We start from the raw sequence: 19,295 nt of genomic DNA, 5'->3' as shown, positions 1-19,295 counted from the left end.
GTCAAAAAAGAAATCCGCTTGTTCCGTCGGGCAAAACACCTTTAGGGTATTGTTCGTCGCGGCCACCGGCGTCAGCGTCTAGACTCCGTCATTGTGAACGCAGCGAAGCAATCCAGTCTATTGCCGCGGCGGGATTCTGGATCGCTGCGCTCGCGATGACGGTGAGGGAGCGGAGCAAGCTCCACTTGTGCCAACCCGCTGCCCTCTCGCCCGACGGAATATTTCCGCGCTTGCCAACAAGGCCACCGCGGTTCAGAAAAAAGAGCCAAGAAGAAACGCGAGCGGAGACCTCTGTTTTGACCATCAAGGGCAAGGCCTACATTGCCGGGATCTACGAACACCCGACCCGGCATGCGCCGGACAAATCCACCGCCCAGCTTCACGCCGAGGTCGCCAAGGGCGCGATCGAGGATGCCGGGCTCAGCAAGGACGATGTTGACGGCTATTTCTGCGCGGGCGATGCGCCCGGCGGCGCCTGGCCGATGGTCGATTATCTCGGGCTGAACACCAAAAAACTCCGCCACGTCGATTCCACCGAGACCGGCGGCTGTTCCTACATCATCCATCTTGGCCATGCGGCTGAGGCCATCGCGGCGGGCAAGTGCTCGATCGCGTTGATCACGCTGGCCGGCAAGCCGCGCACCGGCGCGATGCCGCCGCGCGCAGCGGGCGCCGAGGTCGATTTCGAGTCCGCTTACGGCGCGACCACGCACAATGCCTATGGCATGTGTGCCATGCGCCATATGCACGACTATGGCACCACGAGCGAGCAGCTCGCCTGGATCAAGGTCGCGGCCTCGCATCACGCGCAATACAATCCACATGCGATGCTCAAGGACGTCGTCACCGTCGAGGACGTCCTGAACTCGCCGATGATCTCCGATCCGCTGCATCGCATGGATTGCTGCGTCGTCTCCGACGGCGGCGGCGCGCTGATCGTGACGACGCCCGAGATTGCCAAGAGCCTGAAGAAGCCGCTGGTCAAGCTGATCGGCCATGGCGAGGCGATGAAGGGCCCGCGCGGCGGCAAGGATCTCGATCTCACTTACTCCGCCGGAATCTGGTCCGGCCCGCGCGCGTTCGAGGAAGCCGGCATCACGCCGAAGGATATCAAATACGCCTCGATCTATGACAGCTTCACCATCACCGTCTTGATGCAGCTCGAGGACCTCGGCTTCTGCAAGAAGGGCGAGGGTGGCAAGTTCGTCGCCGACGGCAATCTGATCTCCGGTGTCGGCAAGCTGCCGTTCAACACCGACGGCGGCGGTCTCTGCAGCAACCATCCCGTCAACCGCGGCGGCATGACCAAGATCATCGAGGCTGTCAGGCAGCTGCGCGGCGAGGCGCATCCGAAGGTGCAGGTCAAGAATTGCGATCTCGCCATCGCTCACGGCACCGGCGGCCTTTTGGGTGTTCGCCACGCCGCCTCGACGGCCATTCTGGAGCGCGTGTGATGAGTGAAGCGAAGAAGTATCCCGCCCCGGTGACCAATCCGGAAACCGCGGCGTTCTGGGACGCGGCCAAGCAGGGCAAGTTCATGATCAAGCGCTGCACGGCGTGCGGCGAAGCGCACTACTTCCCGCGTTCGATCTGCCCGTTCTGCTATTCGGACAAGACGGTGTGGGAAGAGGCGTCAGGCGAGGGCACGATCTACACGTATAGCCTGATGCGGAAGTCGCCGACCGGTCCCTATGCGATCGGCTACGTCACGCTGAAGGAAGGCCCGTCGGTGCAGACCAATTTCGTCGACTGCGATCTCGAGAAGCTGAAGATCGGCCAGAAGGTGAAGGTGGTGTTCAAGCCGACCGATGGCGCCCCGCTGCCGTTCTTCACGGTGGCCTGATTGCTTTCTTCCTTCTCCCCTTGTGGGAGAAGGTGGCGCGAAGCGCCGGATGAGGGGTGTCTCTCCACAGCGAGATTGCTCGACGCGGAGCTAACCCCTCACCCAAACGAGTTTGCCGCACGGCTCTCGCAGCCCTCTCCCGCAAGGGGAGAGGGCACTTCGACTGGCAGCGGCGCATAAGAATCCGGGGAGGAAACCAGAAAAATGTCCGCCAGATACGAAGAACTCAAGGGCCTGAAAAACATCGGCCAGAAATACGCCTATGGCGATCGCGAGGTGATGCTCTATGCCTATGGCATCGGGCTCGGCGCCGATCCCATGGACGAGAAGGAGCTCGCCTTCGTCAACGAGGGAACGCTGACGCCGCGTCCGCTCAAGGTGGTGCCGACGTTTGCGTCGGTTGCGGCGTGGGGCTCGGGCCCCGGCGAGATGAACCTCAACCGCGTGATGGTGGTCGACGGCGAGCGCGACATCACCTTCCATCAGCCGCTGCCGGTCGCGGCCAACATCACCGCGGACTCCTCCGTTGTCGAGGTCTACGACAAGGGCAAGGACAAGGGCGTCGTCATTGCGCACCAGACCGTACTGAAGAACGAGAAGGGCGAGAAGCTGGCAACGCTGGTGGCCTCGCGCTTCGCCCGCGGCGACGGTGGTTTCGGCGGGCCGAACCTGAGCCAGCCCGATCCGCACAAGATCCCCTCGCGCGCGCCCGACAAGACCATCGACATCGTCACGCGTCCCGACCAGGCGTTGGTCTATCGCCTTTGCGGCGACCGCAACCCGCTGCACTCCGATCCCGAGTTCGCCAAGAAGGCCGGCTTCCCGCGTCCGATCCTGCACGGCATGTGCACCTACGGCATCACCTGCCGCGGCGTGCTGCAGACCTATGCCGACTACGACGCGAGCGCGTTCCGCCAGCACGTCGCGCGGTTCTCCTCGCCAGTCTATCCCGGCGAGACCGTGACCATGGACCTCTGGAAGGACGGCAACACGATCTCGTTCGAGGCCAAGGTGAAGGCGAGGGGCGTCACCGTGATCAAGAACGGCAAGTCGGTGCTGGGTTAGCCCCCGCTGTCATTCCGGGGCGCGCGAAGCGCGAACTATGGTGCGCAATTGCGCACCTGAGAATCTCGCGCCACAACCTCTGGATTCCGGGTTCAGCGCTGCGCGCTGCCCCGGAATGACAATAATAAAACAGGGAGAAGCCACCATGGGACTACTCGACGGCAAGGTTGCGCTGATCACCGGCGCGGGCGGGGGGCTCGGTGAGGCCTACGCAAAGCTGTTCGCGCGGGAAGGGGCGTCGGTCGTCGTCAACGACCTCGGCGGGCCTCGCGACGGCTCCGGCGCCGACAAGTCGATGGCGCAGCTTGTGGTGGACGCGATCAAGGCCGAGGGCGGCAAGGCGGTCGCCAACGGCGCCGACATCTCCACCATGGAGGGCGGCCAGTCGGTGTTCGACGACGCCATCAAGCACTTTGGCCGCGCCGATATCTTGGTGAACAACGCCGGCATCCTCCGTGACCAGACCTTCGCAAAAGCCTCGGAGTCGGACTGGGACAAGGTGATCAAGGTGCACCTGAAGGGTACCTTTTGTTGCACCATGCCGGTGTTTCGCTGGATGCGGGAAAACGGCGGCGGCGTCATCGTCAACACCTCCTCGACATCAGGGCTGATCGGCAATTTCGGCCAGACCAATTACGGCGCCGCCAAGGGCGGCATCTGGGGCCTGTCCAACGTGCTGGCGATCGAAGGCCGGAAGTACAACATCCGGATCTGGACGCTGGCCCCGGGCGCCCTGACCCGCATGACCGCAGACCTGCCCCGCTATAAGGAGAACCCCGGCGCGGCGCTGGGGCCGGACGGCATCGCGCCGGCCGTGCTATACATGGTCAGCGACTTGTCGGGCGACCAGACCGGCAAGGTGCTGGGCGTGTCCGGGCCCCGCGGCGTGCGCGAAATGCGGATGATGGAAATGGAAGGCTGGAAACCGCCGCACTCGGGCTGGAAGGCCCAGGACGTCGTTGAGCATGCCAAGGAGATCTTCTTCTCCGAGGAGCAGATCAAGATGGGGGCGCGGCGGTTTTAGGCCATGGTCGTTCCGGGGACGGCTCTGCGAGCCGCCCCGGAATGACGAAACAGAGGATACAAGGACTGATGAAACTTACCGCCGACGCCAAGGGCACCTTCGCAATCGCGCCGACGCCGTTCCACGACGATGGCCGGATCGACGAGCGCTCGATCGACCGCCTGACCGATTTCTACGAGGAGGTCGGCTGCGACGGCGTCACGGTGCTGGGTATCCTCGGTGAGGCGCCGAAGCTCGATGCCGCCGAAGCCGAGCAGGTCGCGGTGCGCTACGTCAAGCGCGCCAAGAAGATGCAGGTGATCGTCGGCGTCTCCGCGCCGGGCTTTGCCACCATGCGTTCGCTGGCCAAGGCTTCGATGGACGCGGGCGCGGCCGGCGTCATGATCGCGCCGCCGCCTTCGCTCCGCACCGACGACCAGATCATCGGTTATTTCAAGCAGGCAGCCGAGGCGATCGGGCCCGACATTCCGTGGGTGCTGCAGGACTATCCGCTGACGCTGACGGTGGTGTTCACGCCGGCCGTGATCCGCAAGATCGTCATGGACAATCCGAACTGCGTCATGCTCAAGCACGAAGATTGGCCGGGTCTGGAGAAGATCTCGACCCTGCGCGGCTTCCAGAAGGACGGCTCGCTGCGTCCGCTCTCGATCCTCTGCGGCAATGGCGGCACGTTCCTCGATTTCGAGATGGAGCGTGGCGCTGACGGCGCCATGACCGGCTACGCCTTCCCGGAGCTTCTGATCGACGTCGTGAACCTCTCCAAGGCCGGCAAGCGCGATGCGGCACATGACATCTTCGACGCGCATCTACCGCTGATCCGCTACGAGCAGCAGCCCGGCGTCGGCCTGACCGTGCGCAAATACGTACTCCAGAAGCGCGGCATCATCGCCTCCAGCGCCCAGCGCAAGCCCGGTGCGACGATGACGGCGACGGCGAAGGCCGAGGTCGATTATCTGCTGTCGCGCGTCGCCCGTTTCGACAAACGTGCCAATCTCGGCCCGCAATCCAGCGCTGCAGGTTAACTGAATGCCCGAGACATCAGCATCACGCCCGGCCTCGACGATCCTCCTGCTCCGTGACGGCGCCAAGGAGGTCGAGATCTTCATGATGGTCCGCCATCATCAGATCGAGTTCAACTCGGGCGCGCTGGTGTTTCCCGGCGGCAGCGTCGACGCCGGCGATCAGGAGATCGTCAAGCGATCCGACCTGTATTCGGGCGGCGAAGGCCTGAGTGAAGCGGACCGCGGTTTTCGGATCGCCGCGATCCGCGAGACCTTTGAGGAGAGCGGCATTTTGCTGGCGCGCTCGAAGGACTCGAACACGCCGATCGATGCCAGGCGCGCCGGCGAGATCGCAGATAGCCATCGCGTCGCGCTCAACGAGCACAAGGTCAGCTTCCTGAGCATTTTGGCCGACAATGGCCTCCAGCTCGCGCTCGACACGCTGGTGCCTTACGCGCACTGGATCACGCCGGAGGGCATGCCGAAGCGGTTCGACACCTGGTTCTTCCTTGCGGCCGCGCCGTCCGACCAGCTCGGTGCTCACGACGGTCGTGAGTCCACCGACTCGATCTGGCTGTCGGCGCGCGAAGCCGTGGAGGGCGGCGAGAGCGGCCGCTTCAAGCTGCCGTTTCCGACCACGCGCAATCTGATCCGGCTCGCCAAGCAGGGCAGCGTGAAGGCCGCGCTCGACCATGCCAAGGGCATGTCGATCGTCACGGTGATGCCGGTCATGACCAAGACCGACACCGGCCGCCAGCTCCGCATCCCCCGCGAGGCCGGCTATGACGGCGAGGTGTTCGAGGTCGGCGCGGTCGGCTAGAACACTTCGACATCCAGCGAAGTATTGGCGCGCGCGGACGCGCTAGGTTCCGTCCCTGACAACGGAACGGAGCGCGCGCCATGGACAACCGGCAGGACACCAGCATCGCCGCCGAGCTGGCGCTGCTGGTCGCGTTGGCAACGCTCTGGGGCGGCTCCTACACCTTCATCAAGCTCGGCGTCGCCTCCATTCCGCCGATCACGTTGATTGCGGCACGGACGACGATAGCCGGTGTGCTCCTGCTGGTCGTCATGTGGGCGCGGGGCGTCACGATGCCGACGGACGTCGCGACCTGGCAGCGCTTCGCATTCCAGGCCGTCCTTAACAGCGTCATCCCCTGGACGCTGATCGCCTGGGGTGAGCGCCATGTCGATGCCGCGCTCGCCACCATCCTCAATTCGGCTGGGCCGATCTTCACCTTCCTGCTCACGGCGGTCGTGACCCGGCACGAGGCGACGACCCCGCGAAAACTGTTCGGCGTCGTCGCCGGGATGGCCGGCATCTTGCTGATCGTCGGCGTCGATGCCTTCCACGACATCGGCAGCGGCCTCGTCGCGGAGGCGGCCATTGTCGCCGCCACCGTCTGCTACGCCTGCGCCGCGATCTTCGGCCGCAGCTTCAAGGGCCTCGATCCCATGGCGCCCGCGGCCGGGTCGCTGCTGGCAGGCGCGGCAGCGCTGATCCCGGCCTCGCTGATCGTCGAACAGCCCTGGACCCTGTCGCCGTCGCTGAGTTCCGTGCTGGCGCTGCTCGCGCTGGCCGTGTTCTCGACTGCGGCGGCGTTCGCGATCTATTTCCGCCTGATCCAGACCCTGGGCTCGGTCGGCACCACCGCGCAGGCTTACTTGCGCGTGCCCATCGGGGTCGCCATCAGTGTCGCCTTCCTCGGCGAGACCCTGAGCCGGACCGCCTGGATCGGCCTTGCCTGCGTTGTCCTCGGCGTCGCCGCCATGACCATCCCGGCCCGGCGGGCCGCCAGCATCAAACCGTCATGATCGGGAGGGGAGGAGCGCGGTCGGCCCACAATATTAAGGATATTGGGCGGCCCCAGGCATGTTCCCCCGGGGCCGCAATACGTCGTATATTGGGCTACCAGTAGCCCGGTCCTCAAAGCCAAATGTCCGCCGAATTGACGCCGACCCCTGAGAAAAAGCGAACATTCTCGCTCTCCATCGGCCAGCTCACCTTCGGCAGCTTCCTCCTGGTGCTGGCGGTGATCATCGTCACCTCGACGGCGAGCGTGATCGCGATCCGGCACATCGACACGACCTTCGCCGAGTTGCAGCGGCTCCAGAGCGTCGGCGACCTCGCCGAGGACATCGACCGCCGCATGAACGAGCTGCGCCTCGCGGCGCGCGACTTCGTCACCGATCCCGGTGCCGGCACCCAGTTCAAGCAGGTGGGCGAGGCGGCCTCGACGCTCAGCGACATCCTGAAGAAGACCCGTATCGAGCTCGCGCCCGAGCAGCAGGACATGATCGACGGGGTCACCGAGCGCCTCGCGACCTACCGCAACGGCCTCGAGCGGATCTCGACCCTGATCGACCGCCGCGCCCAGCTGCTCGCCGGCCTGCCGCCGCTGCGCGACCGGTTCGACGTGGCCGTCGGGGCGACAGCGGACCGCGAGCTGGCTTCCCGTCTGTCGGAGGCGCAGAGCCGGATCGCGCTCGGGCTGCTCGCGCGCAACCCGTCCGCGGCCGAGCAGGCTGCGCAGAGCATGCGGGCGATGGATATCCCGGACAGCCAGCTGAAGTCGGCCGTCAACGACTACGCCGAGGCGATCATGGCCGTGGCCGTCCGCGAACGGCAGATCGCCGATATCGACCGCGAGGTGCTGGGCACCGAGGGCCGCCTGATCGGCCGCGTCACGGAACTCCTGCGCGAGGTCAGCGCCCGGCGCGGTCACGTGCTGTCGCGCGACTTCGCCCGCACGCTGACGGAGGCGCGGTGGCAGAGCATCGCGCTCGGCTCCATCGGCGTGCTGATCGGCATTCTCGCGGCGGGGTTCGTGGTGCGGCGGACGGTCCGCCCGCTCGCCCAGATCGCACGGTCGATCCGCGCGCTTGCAGCCGGCGAGAAGAACACCTCGATCCCGTCGGCCGACCTCGACAACGAGATCGGCGACATCGCGCGCGCGGCCGAAGTGTTCCGGCGTGCGCTGGAGGAGGCCGACACCGCGCGCGAAGCCGCAGTGCGTGCGCTGACCGAGCAGCGCCTCGCCGAAGAGAGCTACCGCAAACTGTTCGAGGGTTCGGTCGACGGCATCTATGTCACGACGCCGGCCGGCGATCTCCTCAACGCCAATCCGGCGCTGGCGCGGATGATGGGCTATGACAGCCCGCAGCAGCTCATCGACAGCATCAACGACATCGCCCACACCATCTACGTCCATCCCGAGGCGCGCGACGAATATCAGAGGCTGATGGCGCGCGACGGCATCGTGCGCGAGTTCGAGTACCAGGTGCGCCAGCGCAGCGGCAATATCCTGTGGCTTTCCGACAGCGCCACGGGCGTACGGGACGAGGCGGGCAACATCGTTCGCTACGAGGGTACGCTGCGCGACATCACCGACCAGAAGCGGGCGGAAGACGCCATCGCCGAAGGCCGGCGCCTGCTCCAGCAGGTCATCGACACCGTGCCCGCGGTCATCAACGTCAAGAACCGCGACCTGCGCTATGTGCTGATGAACCGTTACATGGCCGGCATCTTCGGCATCGAGCCCGGCGATGCGCTCGGCCGCACCACGGCGGACCTGATGTCCCGCTACGGCGCGGCCAAGTCCGACGAGAGCGACAAGAGGGTGCTCAAGCTTCGAAAAGGTCTCGGGTTCTACGAGGAGGAGTACAAGGATTCCGCCGGCAACATGCGGCAATGGCTGGTCAACAAGCTGCCGCTGCTCGATGCCGAAGGCGAGATCGAGCGGATCGTCACCGTGGCGCTGGACATCGGCGAGCGCAAGCGCGGCGAGCAGGAGATGCGTAAAGCCAAGGAATCCGCCGAGACGGCGTTGCGCAACCTGCGCGAGACCCAGGCCTCGCTGATCGAGGCGGAGAAGCTCGCCGCGCTCGGACGGCTCGTCGCCGGCGTCGCGCATGAAGTCAACAACCCTGTCGGCATCAGCCTCACGGTCGCATCCGCGCTGGAGCGCAAGACCGCGATGTTCACCTCCGAAGTCGAGCGCGGCGAGCTCCGTCGCTCCACGCTCAACGACTTCCTCAACACCAGCCGCGATGCGTCCTCGCAGCTCGTCTCCAATCTGAACCGCGCCGCCGAGCTGATCCAGTCGTTCAAGCAGGTCGCGGCCGACCGCAACTACTCGGACCAGCGCAGCTTCGATCTCGGCGACCTCACAGAGCAAGTGGTGATGAGCCTGCGGCCGGGCCTGCGCAAGCACAATCTGACGCTCAACGTCGAGTGCCAACCGGAGCTGACCATGAACAGCTATCCCGGCCCGTACGGCCAGGTGCTGACCAACCTGTTTCTCAATTCGGTGGCGCATGCCTTCCCGGACGGCCGGCCGGGGACCATCGACATCCAGGTGCGCGCGTCCGGCAAGGACAATGTCGAGATCATCTTCTCCGACAATGGCTGCGGCATGTCGCTCGACGTTCGCCGCCGCGCATTTGACCCGTTCTTTACGACGAGACGCGATCAGGGCGGCACCGGCCTCGGACTGCACATCGTCTACAGCATCGTCACCAACCGGCTCGGCGGGCGGCTCGATCTCGATTCCGAGCCAGGCGAGGGGACGCGCATCCAGATCATCCTGCCGCGCACGGCGCCGCTCGAGCAGGCAGCAGAGTGAGCTAGTCAGCCTCTGCGAGCTTGTGCAGGGTGGCGTTGAAAATCAGGCTGGCCTTGCCGACGAGCGCCGTTCCCGTCATCTCCGCGCGAGTATCCGTGTAGGTCCCGCTGACGCCGATGCCGACCGGCGCCGGGCCGCCGAACAGCGGATTGTCATTGCCCCGAGGCGAGGTGTGCCGTTGCACCAGCACCTCGCCCTTGAAGGTGTTGTTGTCCTTCGCCACGTAGCTGCCGGTGTAATAGAGGTAGGCATCGCCGCCAAGAATCTTGCCGTCGCGAAAAAGAATTACGCCGCTGCCCTTGCCGACTCGACCATCGAGCAGGTTCACGTGAATCGAATAGAGGCCGTTCTTCATAACGTCCCACAGGCCGGCCAGCATCGCCCAATAGCGTAACCGGTAGGGCTTTTATGCCAAAGCGCGTTCAAGCGCGCAACGCGGCAGTTTGCCGACCGCCGGTGCGATCCTGCCGCCGCGAGCCGTAGTTGTCCCAGCTTGTCTATGACGCCACCATGACGGTCTGATCACGACGCGAGGCCAGTCGTTGCGAATCAAGTTGGCCCGCGAAATGCATAACCATTGTTGCACTGGCCGCGGGGTGCTGGAGCAAGACAAACGTGAGCAACTGGATCGATTCCGGCGGCGATGAGCCGCGTCCGTACAGTGTGCGTCCCACGATTTGCGAAACACAACGGCAGACTGGCGCATCAAGCTGGCGAAGCGTGGCGAGCCTCGCTTGCGCCTTGGCCTTGATCGCACTCGCAGCCCCCTTGGGGCACGCGCGCGACCGCGGCCAGTTCGTCAACACCAATGCCGAATTGAAGGCATGGTTCGACGGACTGCGCAGCGGCAAGGGGCCCTGCTGCTCCGATGCCGACGGCTCGGCGCTCTCGGACAGCGACTGGGAGAGCAAGGACGGACACTATCGTGTCCGCATCCCGCGCCTGGGTCATGTGCCCGACGGCCAGCAGCAGGAGCTCGTCTGGGTTGACGTGCCGGAGGAGGCCGTCATCTCGGAGCCGAACCGGGTCGGGCGCACCATGGTCTGGCCGATCTACGGCTACGCGGGCGTCGCCATCCGCTGCTTTATGCCCGGTAGCATGACTTAGCCGGGCGAACGCACGCCCGGCTTCTCGGCGACATCAGATGCGGCGCCGCGTCAGGTGTATTTCTTGTCGCGCTCGAGCAGCTCGATGGAGATGCCCTCGGGACCGCGGATGAAGCAGATGCGCACGCCGGGGCGGATCGTGGTCGGCTCGCGCGTGAAGGTGACGCCCTTGGCCTTGATCTCGGCCGCGACGGCGTCGATGTCCCTCACGGTGAGACCGAAATGGTCGAGGCCCTGATGCGGGTGCGGCGGCGGCGGGTTGACTTCGTTGTCACCTTCGAGCGGCGCGATGAAGATTTTTGCGCCGCCGAGATTCACGTCGATCCGTCCCGGCGCGCGCACGACCTCGCCGCCGAGGATGTCGCGCAGCCACGCCGCCGTGGCCTCCGGATCGGGGCTGCGCAGGTGGACGTGATCCCAAGTGACGACGACTGGCATTTCATTTTCTCCCAACGGGGTCTTCGATGTTGCAGCGCATGTTAGCGGCCCCGGCCGGTGATCGCCACCGTCCTTGCCGATTCGCAACTGCGGGAACCTTAGTTCGTCTCCTGGATTAGGGTAAGCAGTGGCCGAGGCTGTCGTACGAGCGTCGGCCGCGATCGGTGGCGCAATGAAAGCCAGGTTTGACCGGATTGGGCTTGGACGTTTCGCCGGGAGCAGCGAGCGCCTCGCGCGGGCCGTGACGATTGCGAGCGTCTCGTTTGGCCGAGGCCTGCTCTGGCTACTGGCGGCGATCATCGTCGGCTGCGGCGTGTGGATGTTGCTGCCGCTTTCCAAAGGCAACAGCGCCGAGCCGATGAAGTCTGACGTGGCGACCGTCGAACCTGCCACCCCTGGCGATGCGGCAGCCGTGGTCTCGCCCATAACCCAGGCTCAGGCTCCAGCTGCGGCGGAGCTCGATGGCCTCAGAATTTCATCGCAGACCTGGCGCCGTGGCGGGCTCGGCTCGAAGGCGCTGGTGACCTTCACGCTGCGAAACGACAATGACTATGCCGTAAAGGATCTGGAGATTGTCTGCGCGTTCACTCGGCGCGATGGCAGTCATCTCACCGACCGCAGCCGCGTGCTTGCCGACACGGTGACGATGAAGAGCCGCAAGACCTTTGCGCGTATCGCTGTCGGCTTCATCAACGTTAACGCCGATCAGGCGAAGTGTTCGGTGGTCGCAGCACGGCGCGCGTAAGGGCCGGCAGCCTCCGGTAGCGGAAAAGTTACTGTCCCCGGGGCTTGGTCGAAAAACTTGGCGTTGCCATTTGAACCTAGGGCCGGGTGCAGGAACCAATCAAAGGATCGCCTGTTGAAGGCGAAGAGCCCACGCGGGGATGCGGGGGGCGGAGCGCGGCCAATGCCCATTTTCAGGTATTTCGTTTTCGTCGGTGGAGCCTTGCTCGCACTGCTGTTCGCGGCAGATTACGTTCTGCCATCGCAACCGGTCGCACAGGCCGTTGCCACCGCAAGCAACGACCAGCCCCTGATCCGGATCCGGTCAGATCGCCATTTGCCGGAGCGTGTCGTGCTCGACACCAGCCAGCCGACGATTGCCGCGCCCGCCGTGAAGACAGCCGCGGTCGTTGCGCCGCAGCCGCCGGAGGCGGTGTCGCCGGCGCTGGCCGAGATGTCGGCCAAGGCGCGTGTGCGCGAGACTTTTGCCCAGTTCACGCCGGCCCCGAAGGCCGATGCCGCCAAGAAGACCGAGGCCAGGCCGCAAGTCCAGGCACAGGCCCAGCTCCCTCAAACCCAGGTTCCGCAGATCCAGGCGCAGCCCAAGCGCAAGGTCGTGAGGGCCCATCCGGCGCCGCAGCAGGGCCGGCCGATGATGCTGGTGGCCCAGCAGCCGCATTTCGGTCTCTTCAACTCCACCTGGTGAGAGCGGCCTCCGACCCGTCTCGAAACGAGACGGGAGGGCTTTTTATTGGTCAGTCTCTCTGCTAATTCGAACCCATCCGAACGCCGCGCCCGGCGCTGGCTTGCCCAGCACCGCCAGGTGACGTTTGGTGACGGCCCGTGATCCGGGCCGGGGCGCTCGTAGCTCAGCTGGATAGAGCATCGGATTTCGATTCCGAGGGTCGGAGGTTCGAATCCTTCCGAGCGCGCCAATAAAATCAATGGGTTGGCGCGTATTTCGCCCGCCGACCGTGCTGCGCCTATCGCGCCAAAATCTAATGCAATTTCAAGGGATCAAATACAATCAAAGCGGCTCGGCGCGATACGAGGCGCAGCACGAGGGCACCAGCTTGGGGCAAGCCACTTGTTGCTAATTGACTCTGCAACCGACGCGTGAAAGTAGGGGCAGTGTCGGGGGATTTTGATTCATGAATTTCGCAGCGCGGAAGAGGATTTATACGGCGATTGAGCGCGAGCGAGAAACAAAGGTCATAACCTTCGTGACGAGCGATCGCGTGGGAGTGGAGACACAAATCGCGCCTGATTGCGTGGATCTGTTCGTTGATTTGCTTGACCGCCTGGGGCCTACCAAGCGTATTTCGCTCCTTCTGCATACCAACGGGGGTCATACTTCAGTTGCGTGGCGCCTGGTAAATCTAATCCGGACATTTTGCGATGAGCTGGAGGTACTGATCCCCCTCAAAGCGCTGAGCGCCGGCACACTGCTGTCATTAGGTGCGCACAAGATCGTTATGACAAAGCAGGCTGCGCTTGGTCCCATCGATCCGAGTGTCAATCATCCGCTTGGCCCGCAGGTGCCGTACGGCAATCAAATAGCTCGCGTCCCCGTAAGCGTTGAGGCGGTCAAGGGCTACCTCGATGCGGCGCGGAAAGATCTTGGTGTGATCGACCAGGGTGCGCTTGCACAGGTCATCATCGATCTTTCAAACAAGGTTCATCCGCTGGTTCTAGGTGAGATTTTTCGATCGCGGGCCCAAATTCGTTTCTTGGCCGAAAAGCTCCTAGCCGGACAGGTCAATGACACTGAACAAGCTCAGAAGATCATCGATTTCTTGTGCGCCGATTCCGGCAGTCACGATTACACGATGAATCGCCGGGAGGCGGAAAGTCTCGGCCTCAAAATCGAGAAGCCCACGCAAGAATTTTACGAAACGTTAAGGAAGATTCACCTTAGCTACGCCGAAGAACTGAAGATCATAGAGCCATATTCCCCGCAGGTGCTGCTTGGGGCCAATCAGGCCACGAACTATTCGCTGGTGAGGGGATTAGTCGAGAGCACCAAGGGAGGCTGTTATGCCTTTCTTTCCGAGGGCACCTTGGCTAAGGTAATGGTTCCAGGTCCGACGGGCGCGATGGTGGAATCGGTGACGGATCAACGTACCTTTGAGGGCTGGAGGAAGATCGTATGAGTTTTCATCTGGATTTTGAGCCGTTGGTTCTTCCCCTTACTGCTGATGCAAGCATGCAGTACCACGAACGGACAGGCGTGCTCGTGGCCAGTTCGACCTCGTCGGCCGACAACGGGAATCTGGCGGCAGCCACGAAGAACAGCACATTTCAGTGTGGCCCCAGCGGAAACATTCCCGTTGTAAATCTGCCTCGGAGTCAGGCTACGGCCTCCCGGCGCTAAAGCCGCAGCTCTTCACGCCAAAACCGTCCGGCGCCCGACGTGGCCCACCAGATCCCGTAGCTAACGGCTAGCACGATGTCGTCGTGCTTGCCGGCGCGCGCTGACCACGTGTTGGCACCCGATGCGGTGACGTGCCGTTGAAAGTCGCGCAATTCGTCGCGTAGCGAATCCGCTTCCGTCAGCGCCGCAGCAACGTGCAGCTCTTTCGAGTGCATCGCGGCTTCGAGCTTCGAAATCAGGATCGTCTTGGCCACCCGGTACACGTTTCCTTCGTGCGTCTGCTCACTGCCGGCGGTGATTTGGACGCGCATCGGCCGCAGTCCGTTCGCTTCCATCAGGTCGACAACGCCGGCACCGACGCCGCTTTGGTCAATGACCAGCTTGGCCCTGGCGCTCTTGAGCGGTTCGCGCTGCATCAGCTCGCCGATCGCAAGCGCCTGCGCCACGTAATTCATACCGAGGGGAAGCCGTTGCAGGTGCACGAGGTCAAATCGCCGGATCGTCCGTTCGCGTCGGATCTTCAATCGGTGATCGACGACGTCCTCGCCCGTGCCCCTGACTGTATGATGAATGACCGCGATGGCGGTGCTGTCGACCGACTTTCCCAGGTCGGCGCCGACCACCCATTCATCAATCGGCTGAACGTCAACCCGTTTCCAACCGTCAACCATTACACCCATAGTGGTCGCAACTCCTTGTCAAAGATGCCGTCGATGATCTCGTTCGGAAATGCGGCCTCCTGATCGTCCAAGAACTCGAGTCCGTATTCCGTTCGGAACGTGGTTTCGCCGAGTGCTCGCCGTTCGCTTTCCAGAAACTCAGGCGTGATCCGGGGGCACATGTCGGGCGTCACGCGGATCTTTTCGAAGTCAGACTCGGGATCCGTCCATCCCTCGTAGAACCAGCCACGCTTGGCGGCGCCGGTCGTGAGCCCGATCAGTTGGCCGCGGGGATGCACCGCCAGCATGGGGCGCACGGCGGCATAGATTTCGTCCGAGACGCGCGCGCCTTCGTCGATCAGGACCAAGCGCACCCGCGCGATGCCGCGCACGTTGTCCGCCTCACCAGGCAAGCCGATGATACGTGACCCATTGGGCAGCTCGATACGCTGCACGGCGTCGTTGGCAAGGTCCGCGCCAGGCAAGTGCAGATAGCGTCCCTTGGCGCGACGGATGAACTCCGAACTGATGCGCTGCGCCGGGCTGATGACAACAATGGTTTCGCCCGGCTCGGTGTGCGCCACATGGTCCGCGAGCAGCACGCACGTTTCCGTCTTACCGGCCTGTCGGCATGCCAGGATCAGCCCGCGGCGGGGCGGCTCGCGCAGGAAGGTTTGCTGCCACGGGTCGGGCTCGACGCCGCAGTCATTGGCGAACGCCACGGGGTCGCAGGCGTAGGCCAGGTCGCGGGCCATCAGGGACACGGCGGCGCCTCCGGCAGCGGGACGGGGCAGGGCGGGGCGGCCGGCTTTGCCTCGATGAGCCGTGGCGCCTTGGTGGCCGTCTTTGTGATCTCTTCGGCGGCTTGCGTCTCGATGCCGGCGAGCGCGCGCCCTACGGCAAGCCGCGCCTCAGGGAAGGGCGCCAGGGCGCGCAACAGCACCTCGCGCAGGCGCAGGTAGTCGGGGTGGGTCAAGATGTGCTGGTGCCGCGTCTCGTGGACGTTGACCAGTACGCCGAGCAGCTTCGACACCAGTTGCAGGTTGTTGGTGATCGCAGCTTCGCCGCGGATGGCTGCGCCCGCGTCGCCGATGGCTGCGGCCAACTCGATATGGTTCGCCAGGCGGGCGCGCTGGTGCACGAGGTGGTGAAGCAGGTTCTCGCCCTCGCTCACCTTGAGCGCATCGAGATCCACCGCGCTCGGGTGCAAGGCGTGCTGCACGGCCGCCATCATCTGCGGCGACAGGTGGTTCTTGCCGTGGCGCTGAACGCTATGCGGTGACAGGTTGAAGCGCTTGCCGATCGCGTCATGACCGAGCCCATGCGCGAGTGCGACGTCGACAGAATGCCTATGCGGGCTGTTGCAGACTTGGCAGGCGCCGGGACCGGTCTTGGCCATTGAGTTCGCTTTCAGCAAGCGCGAATGGCGCCCCCGACCCGCATCACCGGTCAAGGGCGCAACATAGGCGCATTACGATGTAGAAAATTAGGTTATTTCAGCATCTTAGCATGAGACCCAAAGATATATAATCCGTTAATCGAATCCGAAGCGGTGCGAAAGCACCGGAAAACCGGCGCGGATTTACGATCGGCTGCGCAGTTGTTCTTCAAGCGAGGCAATCCGCTGCCCAAGCGTGTCGACGTGGCGAACAAGATCGATCGCCAGGCGACGAGTGATCCGAATGCTCTGATTCTCCACAACATTGCGATGTTCTTCGTCGAAGTTGTGGAGTTGCTCTGCCAAATCGTGAAGGTCTTCAATCGCCATATTCCGTTCCTTTGCTGCCATTCTCGTCGTGGTTGGGATGTAACCGTGTAACGCTGTAACCGCAGTTTTCCCACGGGGGCTACGGCTGTACGTAGCTATAAGATTCTATTTTCTCTGCTCTAATAGAAGAATCTACAGTTACAACGGTTACAACAACGCATCGCTTTGAACTCATTGCGAAATTGCTGTAACCGCCAGATCGACCCAACGGTTACAGTAACGGTTACATCAGCCTCGCGGCGGCGGAACGGGTGGCAGACCGACCGGACAAGGCGGCATCTCTGTAACCGCAACATTTCCCGCAACGGTTACAGCCATTGCCGCTTGCGCCAGTCTGTCGATCACCAGTTCGCAGGGCCGATTGACGAATATTTCCGCCTTGAACCGAATGGCCGCTTCCGGTCGACCGCGCCGCCACACCTTCCGAACGTTATCACCGTCGCGATGCGGCACGGGAGCGAAGCCAAGGCCCTTGAGCGCTGCGCGAACGTCCCTTAGAGGCAGGCCCCGTTCCGAGGCGAACGTCTGCACGTCGGCCGCGGTCACATAGCAATCGCTGGCGTCGCCGAAGGTGAAGGCAAGCACGTCTTCCGCCCCCGTCCGCTCGCGCGCGGCGTCCTGATGCCTTCCGGCGACCGCCCACAAAGCCTCGGGGATCCTGAAGTCCTCGCCGGCCGCGTGCCAGTCAGCGGCCTCTGCGTAGAGCTGCTCGATGTTCTCGCGGACCCATTCGATATCGATCTTCTCGACGACGTGGACCGGTAGCCATCGGCGGTTTCCAGTTTGCGACAACAGTGGCGTGCTGTCGTTCGTGGTCGCGACGAAAATGTGCCGGCGAAGGTGGTCGCTCGCCTCTTCCTTCCACTTCAGGGTGGCGTTGTCGTTCTCGCGCGACATAAACGCCTTGAGCTTGGTGGTTTCAGTCTTAGACATGCCGGCCAACTCGGCCAGTTCGATAATCTGCTTTCCCTTGAGCTGTGGGATGACATCTTGCGGCCGGCCACCTAACTCCACCGAGTCGATGAACCATTCGGGCCGCAGCGCGAGCGCTTTGCACATCGTCGACTTGGCTTTGCCTTCCTCGGAAATGAAAATCACGGTCTCGTCGTGTTTCGCGCCTGGCTCGCGCGCGCGTTTGACCAAACCACCAATGAGGTTAGCGCCGACCGCGCGATGATATGCGTCATCAGGGCAACCGACGGCTTTCGACAGCCAGTTCCCGAGCCGCTCCACGCCATCCCACCGCAGCAAATCGACCGCATCGCGCAACGAATCGTAGCTGTATTCTCGGGCGATGCGATCCACACCGGCGCGGAAGAAATCCCACGAACAGTGAAAACCGTGTCCGCTGGTGTGGGTATCGAGCCACAGGTCTTTCCGCTGGTTCTCACCGAGCCGTTGCCAGGATCCGTGAAGTCCCTCGCTGCCCTCGATGGAATTAGTGAATTCGTCGAAGCGTAGATCGACACCACGTAGATTCAGGAAGGTCCGGATGTTGTCGAAGCTGGAGGGGTCGGGCTTACCGCTGCTCGTCGCAATGTAGGAACCGCGATTCTTACCTTGTACTTCCCACACGATCTTTTCTTCGAAGCTCTTGTAAGCCCTGGTCAATGTATCCTCGGGCAGCGCGCACATATTTTCGCGGATAAGGTCGATGAGCGCTTTCACCGTCTCCTCATGCACAATGCCGAGAATGGCGATGATGTGCGCGCAGCGATCGGCCCGGAACGTGCGCGGCTTTTGGGCCATGGTCACGATGCGCCGGATGGCGGAATTGAACTGGTGAAAGATCGCCGGATAGTTTTGCTCGACCGCGGCGGGAAGTTGAGGCGCGTCCGGCCAACGCTCCGTGCAAGCCCATCCATCGTTAAACTCGTCGATCGGACGAGCGGCCAGGCTGGCGATCGTCAATGGCGTCTGGCCCACAAGTGAGCCGGCGGGCGGCCCATACAGTCGTTGGCGGCGAACCTCGTCTTGGGGTTTTTTCTCTGATTCGTTCACGGGGACTTTGCTCCAATACGCATTGCCGAGGGCTTGGACCTTGTTGCTGATGGTGTCGACAGCGGCGCGTTGCTCGGCGTTGAGCGCAGGACGACCTTGCTTGCGACCCTCCGGGGTAAGTTCGCCGTTGAGTCTCTCTTGTAGCGCGGACCACTCGGCGAGCGCCGATTGCCAGGCTTCCCATTCAGACCGGGCAGGTTCGAAGACCGGTCGTTCGGGCAATTCGATTGTTTCATCATCGTGCCCGGGATGGCGTTCCCACCTGGCCACCGCGTCGAGATACGCGCGGCGTTCCGCTTCGAGTTTCAGCGCGGGGAAATCATCGAGAATAAATTGACGGTTTACCTCGCGATCGAACCAGAGCTGTTCAGCGCCGCGGTCCGGTATCACGCCGCGTTCGAAGATTCGCAGCGTCTCGGGCTTTACCCGAACGAACATGCGGTCGCCGCCTTCCCAATAGTCAGGGTATATCTCGACCGTGTTCTCTGTTCCCGGACGCCTTACGTGGATTGGCGAGCCGCCGTTATCCGGCCAAACGGTTTCATCGGGCTCCTGATCCTCGTACAATTCGCAACGGGCTAGAGCGAAACTGCTGTCGTAGAAGATCAGCCACCGACCATCGATGTCGGCGGTTTGGGGTAGATAGTTCGCGATCATTAGGACTCTCC

Annotated in this window: 19 protein-coding genes and 1 tRNA gene; 13 read left to right on the top strand and 7 right to left on the bottom strand. The window is 63.3% G+C overall.

Annotated features, from left to right (window positions below):
• Window positions 1-296: 296 nt before the first annotated feature.
• The 8 genes from NLM25_RS27200 to NLM25_RS27165 all read left to right on the top strand — a co-directional run bounded on the left by NLM25_RS27200 (window position 297) and on the right by NLM25_RS27165 (window position 9,558).
• Entirely contained in the window at window positions 297-1,454 is a 1,158-nt protein-coding gene (locus NLM25_RS27200; RefSeq protein WP_254139042.1) for a thiolase domain-containing protein, read from the top strand.
• Entirely contained in the window at window positions 1,454-1,843 is a 390-nt protein-coding gene (locus NLM25_RS27195) for a Zn-ribbon domain-containing OB-fold protein (RefSeq protein ID WP_254139041.1), read from the top strand. The genes NLM25_RS27200 and NLM25_RS27195 overlap by 1 nt, the downstream gene beginning before the upstream one ends.
• Before the next feature lie 204 nt (window positions 1,844-2,047).
• The gene (locus NLM25_RS27190; RefSeq protein WP_254139040.1) at window positions 2,048-2,908 is read left to right on the top strand and encodes a MaoC family dehydratase; all 861 of its coding nucleotides are present in this window, start codon (window positions 2,048-2,050) and stop codon (window positions 2,906-2,908) included.
• Between the two features lie 145 nt (window positions 2,909-3,053).
• A complete protein-coding gene (locus NLM25_RS27185; RefSeq protein ID WP_254120400.1) occupies window positions 3,054-3,932 on the top strand; it encodes an SDR family oxidoreductase in 879 nt (292 codons plus the stop codon).
• 68 nt (window positions 3,933-4,000) lie between these two features.
• On the top strand, window positions 4,001-4,954 hold the full coding sequence (locus tag NLM25_RS27180) for a dihydrodipicolinate synthase family protein (RefSeq protein ID WP_254139039.1): 954 nt from the start codon (window positions 4,001-4,003) through the stop codon (window positions 4,952-4,954).
• Window positions 4,955-4,958: 4 nt separating this feature from the next.
• Complete coding sequence (locus NLM25_RS27175) at window positions 4,959-5,753, top strand: NUDIX hydrolase (protein ID WP_254139038.1); 795 nt, start codon at window positions 4,959-4,961, stop codon at window positions 5,751-5,753.
• Window positions 5,754-5,833: 80 nt separating this feature from the next.
• A complete protein-coding gene (locus tag NLM25_RS27170) occupies window positions 5,834-6,748 on the top strand; it encodes a DMT family transporter (RefSeq protein WP_254139037.1) in 915 nt (304 codons plus the stop codon).
• Window positions 6,749-6,870: 122 nt separating this feature from the next.
• On the top strand, window positions 6,871-9,558 hold the full coding sequence (locus NLM25_RS27165; protein ID WP_254139036.1) for a PAS domain S-box protein: 2,688 nt from the start codon (window positions 6,871-6,873) through the stop codon (window positions 9,556-9,558).
• A gap of 1 nt (window position 9,559) precedes the next feature.
• Here NLM25_RS27165 and NLM25_RS27160 read toward each other — a convergent pair whose 3' ends face one another.
• The gene (locus NLM25_RS27160) at window positions 9,560-9,913 is read right to left on the bottom strand and encodes a GrlR family regulatory protein (RefSeq protein ID WP_305887447.1); all 354 of its coding nucleotides are present in this window, start codon (window positions 9,911-9,913) and stop codon (window positions 9,560-9,562) included.
• 260 nt (window positions 9,914-10,173) lie between these two features.
• On the opposite strand from NLM25_RS27160, the gene NLM25_RS27155 reads away from it, so the two are divergent.
• On the top strand, window positions 10,174-10,665 hold the full coding sequence (locus NLM25_RS27155; protein WP_254139035.1) for a hypothetical protein: 492 nt from the start codon (window positions 10,174-10,176) through the stop codon (window positions 10,663-10,665).
• 50 nt (window positions 10,666-10,715) lie between these two features.
• Here NLM25_RS27155 and NLM25_RS27150 read toward each other — a convergent pair whose 3' ends face one another.
• Complete coding sequence (locus NLM25_RS27150; RefSeq protein ID WP_254139034.1) at window positions 10,716-11,102, bottom strand: VOC family protein; 387 nt, start codon at window positions 11,100-11,102, stop codon at window positions 10,716-10,718.
• Window positions 11,103-11,274: 172 nt separating this feature from the next.
• On the opposite strand from NLM25_RS27150, the gene NLM25_RS27145 reads away from it, so the two are divergent.
• The 4 genes from NLM25_RS27145 to NLM25_RS27130 all read left to right on the top strand — a co-directional run bounded on the left by NLM25_RS27145 (window position 11,275) and on the right by NLM25_RS27130 (window position 13,978).
• A complete protein-coding gene (locus NLM25_RS27145; RefSeq protein ID WP_254141274.1) occupies window positions 11,275-11,847 on the top strand; it encodes a hypothetical protein in 573 nt (190 codons plus the stop codon).
• Between the two features lie 162 nt (window positions 11,848-12,009).
• A complete protein-coding gene (locus NLM25_RS27140; RefSeq protein WP_254139033.1) occupies window positions 12,010-12,531 on the top strand; it encodes a hypothetical protein in 522 nt (173 codons plus the stop codon).
• Window positions 12,532-12,683: 152 nt separating this feature from the next.
• Window positions 12,684-12,760: transfer RNA gene (locus tag NLM25_RS27135), tRNA-Arg, on the top strand.
• A 216-nt stretch (window positions 12,761-12,976) separates the two neighbouring features.
• Window positions 12,977-13,978: a hypothetical protein gene (locus tag NLM25_RS27130; protein ID WP_254139032.1), complete on the top strand. Its 1,002-nt coding sequence runs from the start codon at window positions 12,977-12,979 to the stop codon at window positions 13,976-13,978.
• A gap of 217 nt (window positions 13,979-14,195) precedes the next feature.
• Here NLM25_RS27130 and NLM25_RS27125 read toward each other — a convergent pair whose 3' ends face one another.
• From NLM25_RS27125 to NLM25_RS27105, 5 genes are all read right to left on the bottom strand, one after another.
• Window positions 14,196-14,879, bottom strand: a complete 684-nt coding sequence (locus NLM25_RS27125; protein WP_254139031.1) for a hypothetical protein — start codon at window positions 14,877-14,879, stop codon at window positions 14,196-14,198.
• Complete coding sequence (locus tag NLM25_RS27120; RefSeq protein ID WP_254141273.1) at window positions 14,870-15,613, bottom strand: terminase large subunit domain-containing protein; 744 nt, start codon at window positions 15,611-15,613, stop codon at window positions 14,870-14,872. The genes NLM25_RS27125 and NLM25_RS27120 overlap by 10 nt, the downstream gene beginning before the upstream one ends.
• The gene (locus tag NLM25_RS27115) at window positions 15,613-16,257 is read right to left on the bottom strand and encodes a hypothetical protein (protein ID WP_254139030.1); all 645 of its coding nucleotides are present in this window, start codon (window positions 16,255-16,257) and stop codon (window positions 15,613-15,615) included. Before NLM25_RS27115 ends, NLM25_RS27120 begins: the two co-directional genes overlap by 1 nt.
• A gap of 183 nt (window positions 16,258-16,440) precedes the next feature.
• Complete coding sequence (locus NLM25_RS27110; RefSeq protein WP_254139029.1) at window positions 16,441-16,626, bottom strand: hypothetical protein; 186 nt, start codon at window positions 16,624-16,626, stop codon at window positions 16,441-16,443.
• Window positions 16,627-16,854: 228 nt separating this feature from the next.
• Window positions 16,855-19,284, bottom strand: a complete 2,430-nt coding sequence (locus tag NLM25_RS27105; RefSeq protein WP_254139028.1) for a virulence-associated E family protein — start codon at window positions 19,282-19,284, stop codon at window positions 16,855-16,857.
• Window positions 19,285-19,295 lie beyond the last annotated feature (11 nt).

Origin of the sequence: Bradyrhizobium sp. CCGB01 (assembly GCF_024199795.1) — a bacterium.
Lineage (GTDB): Bacteria > Pseudomonadota > Alphaproteobacteria > Rhizobiales > Xanthobacteraceae > Bradyrhizobium.
Note: the sequence above shows the minus strand (reverse complement) of the source record. Positions and strands in the feature narration are given on the sequence as shown.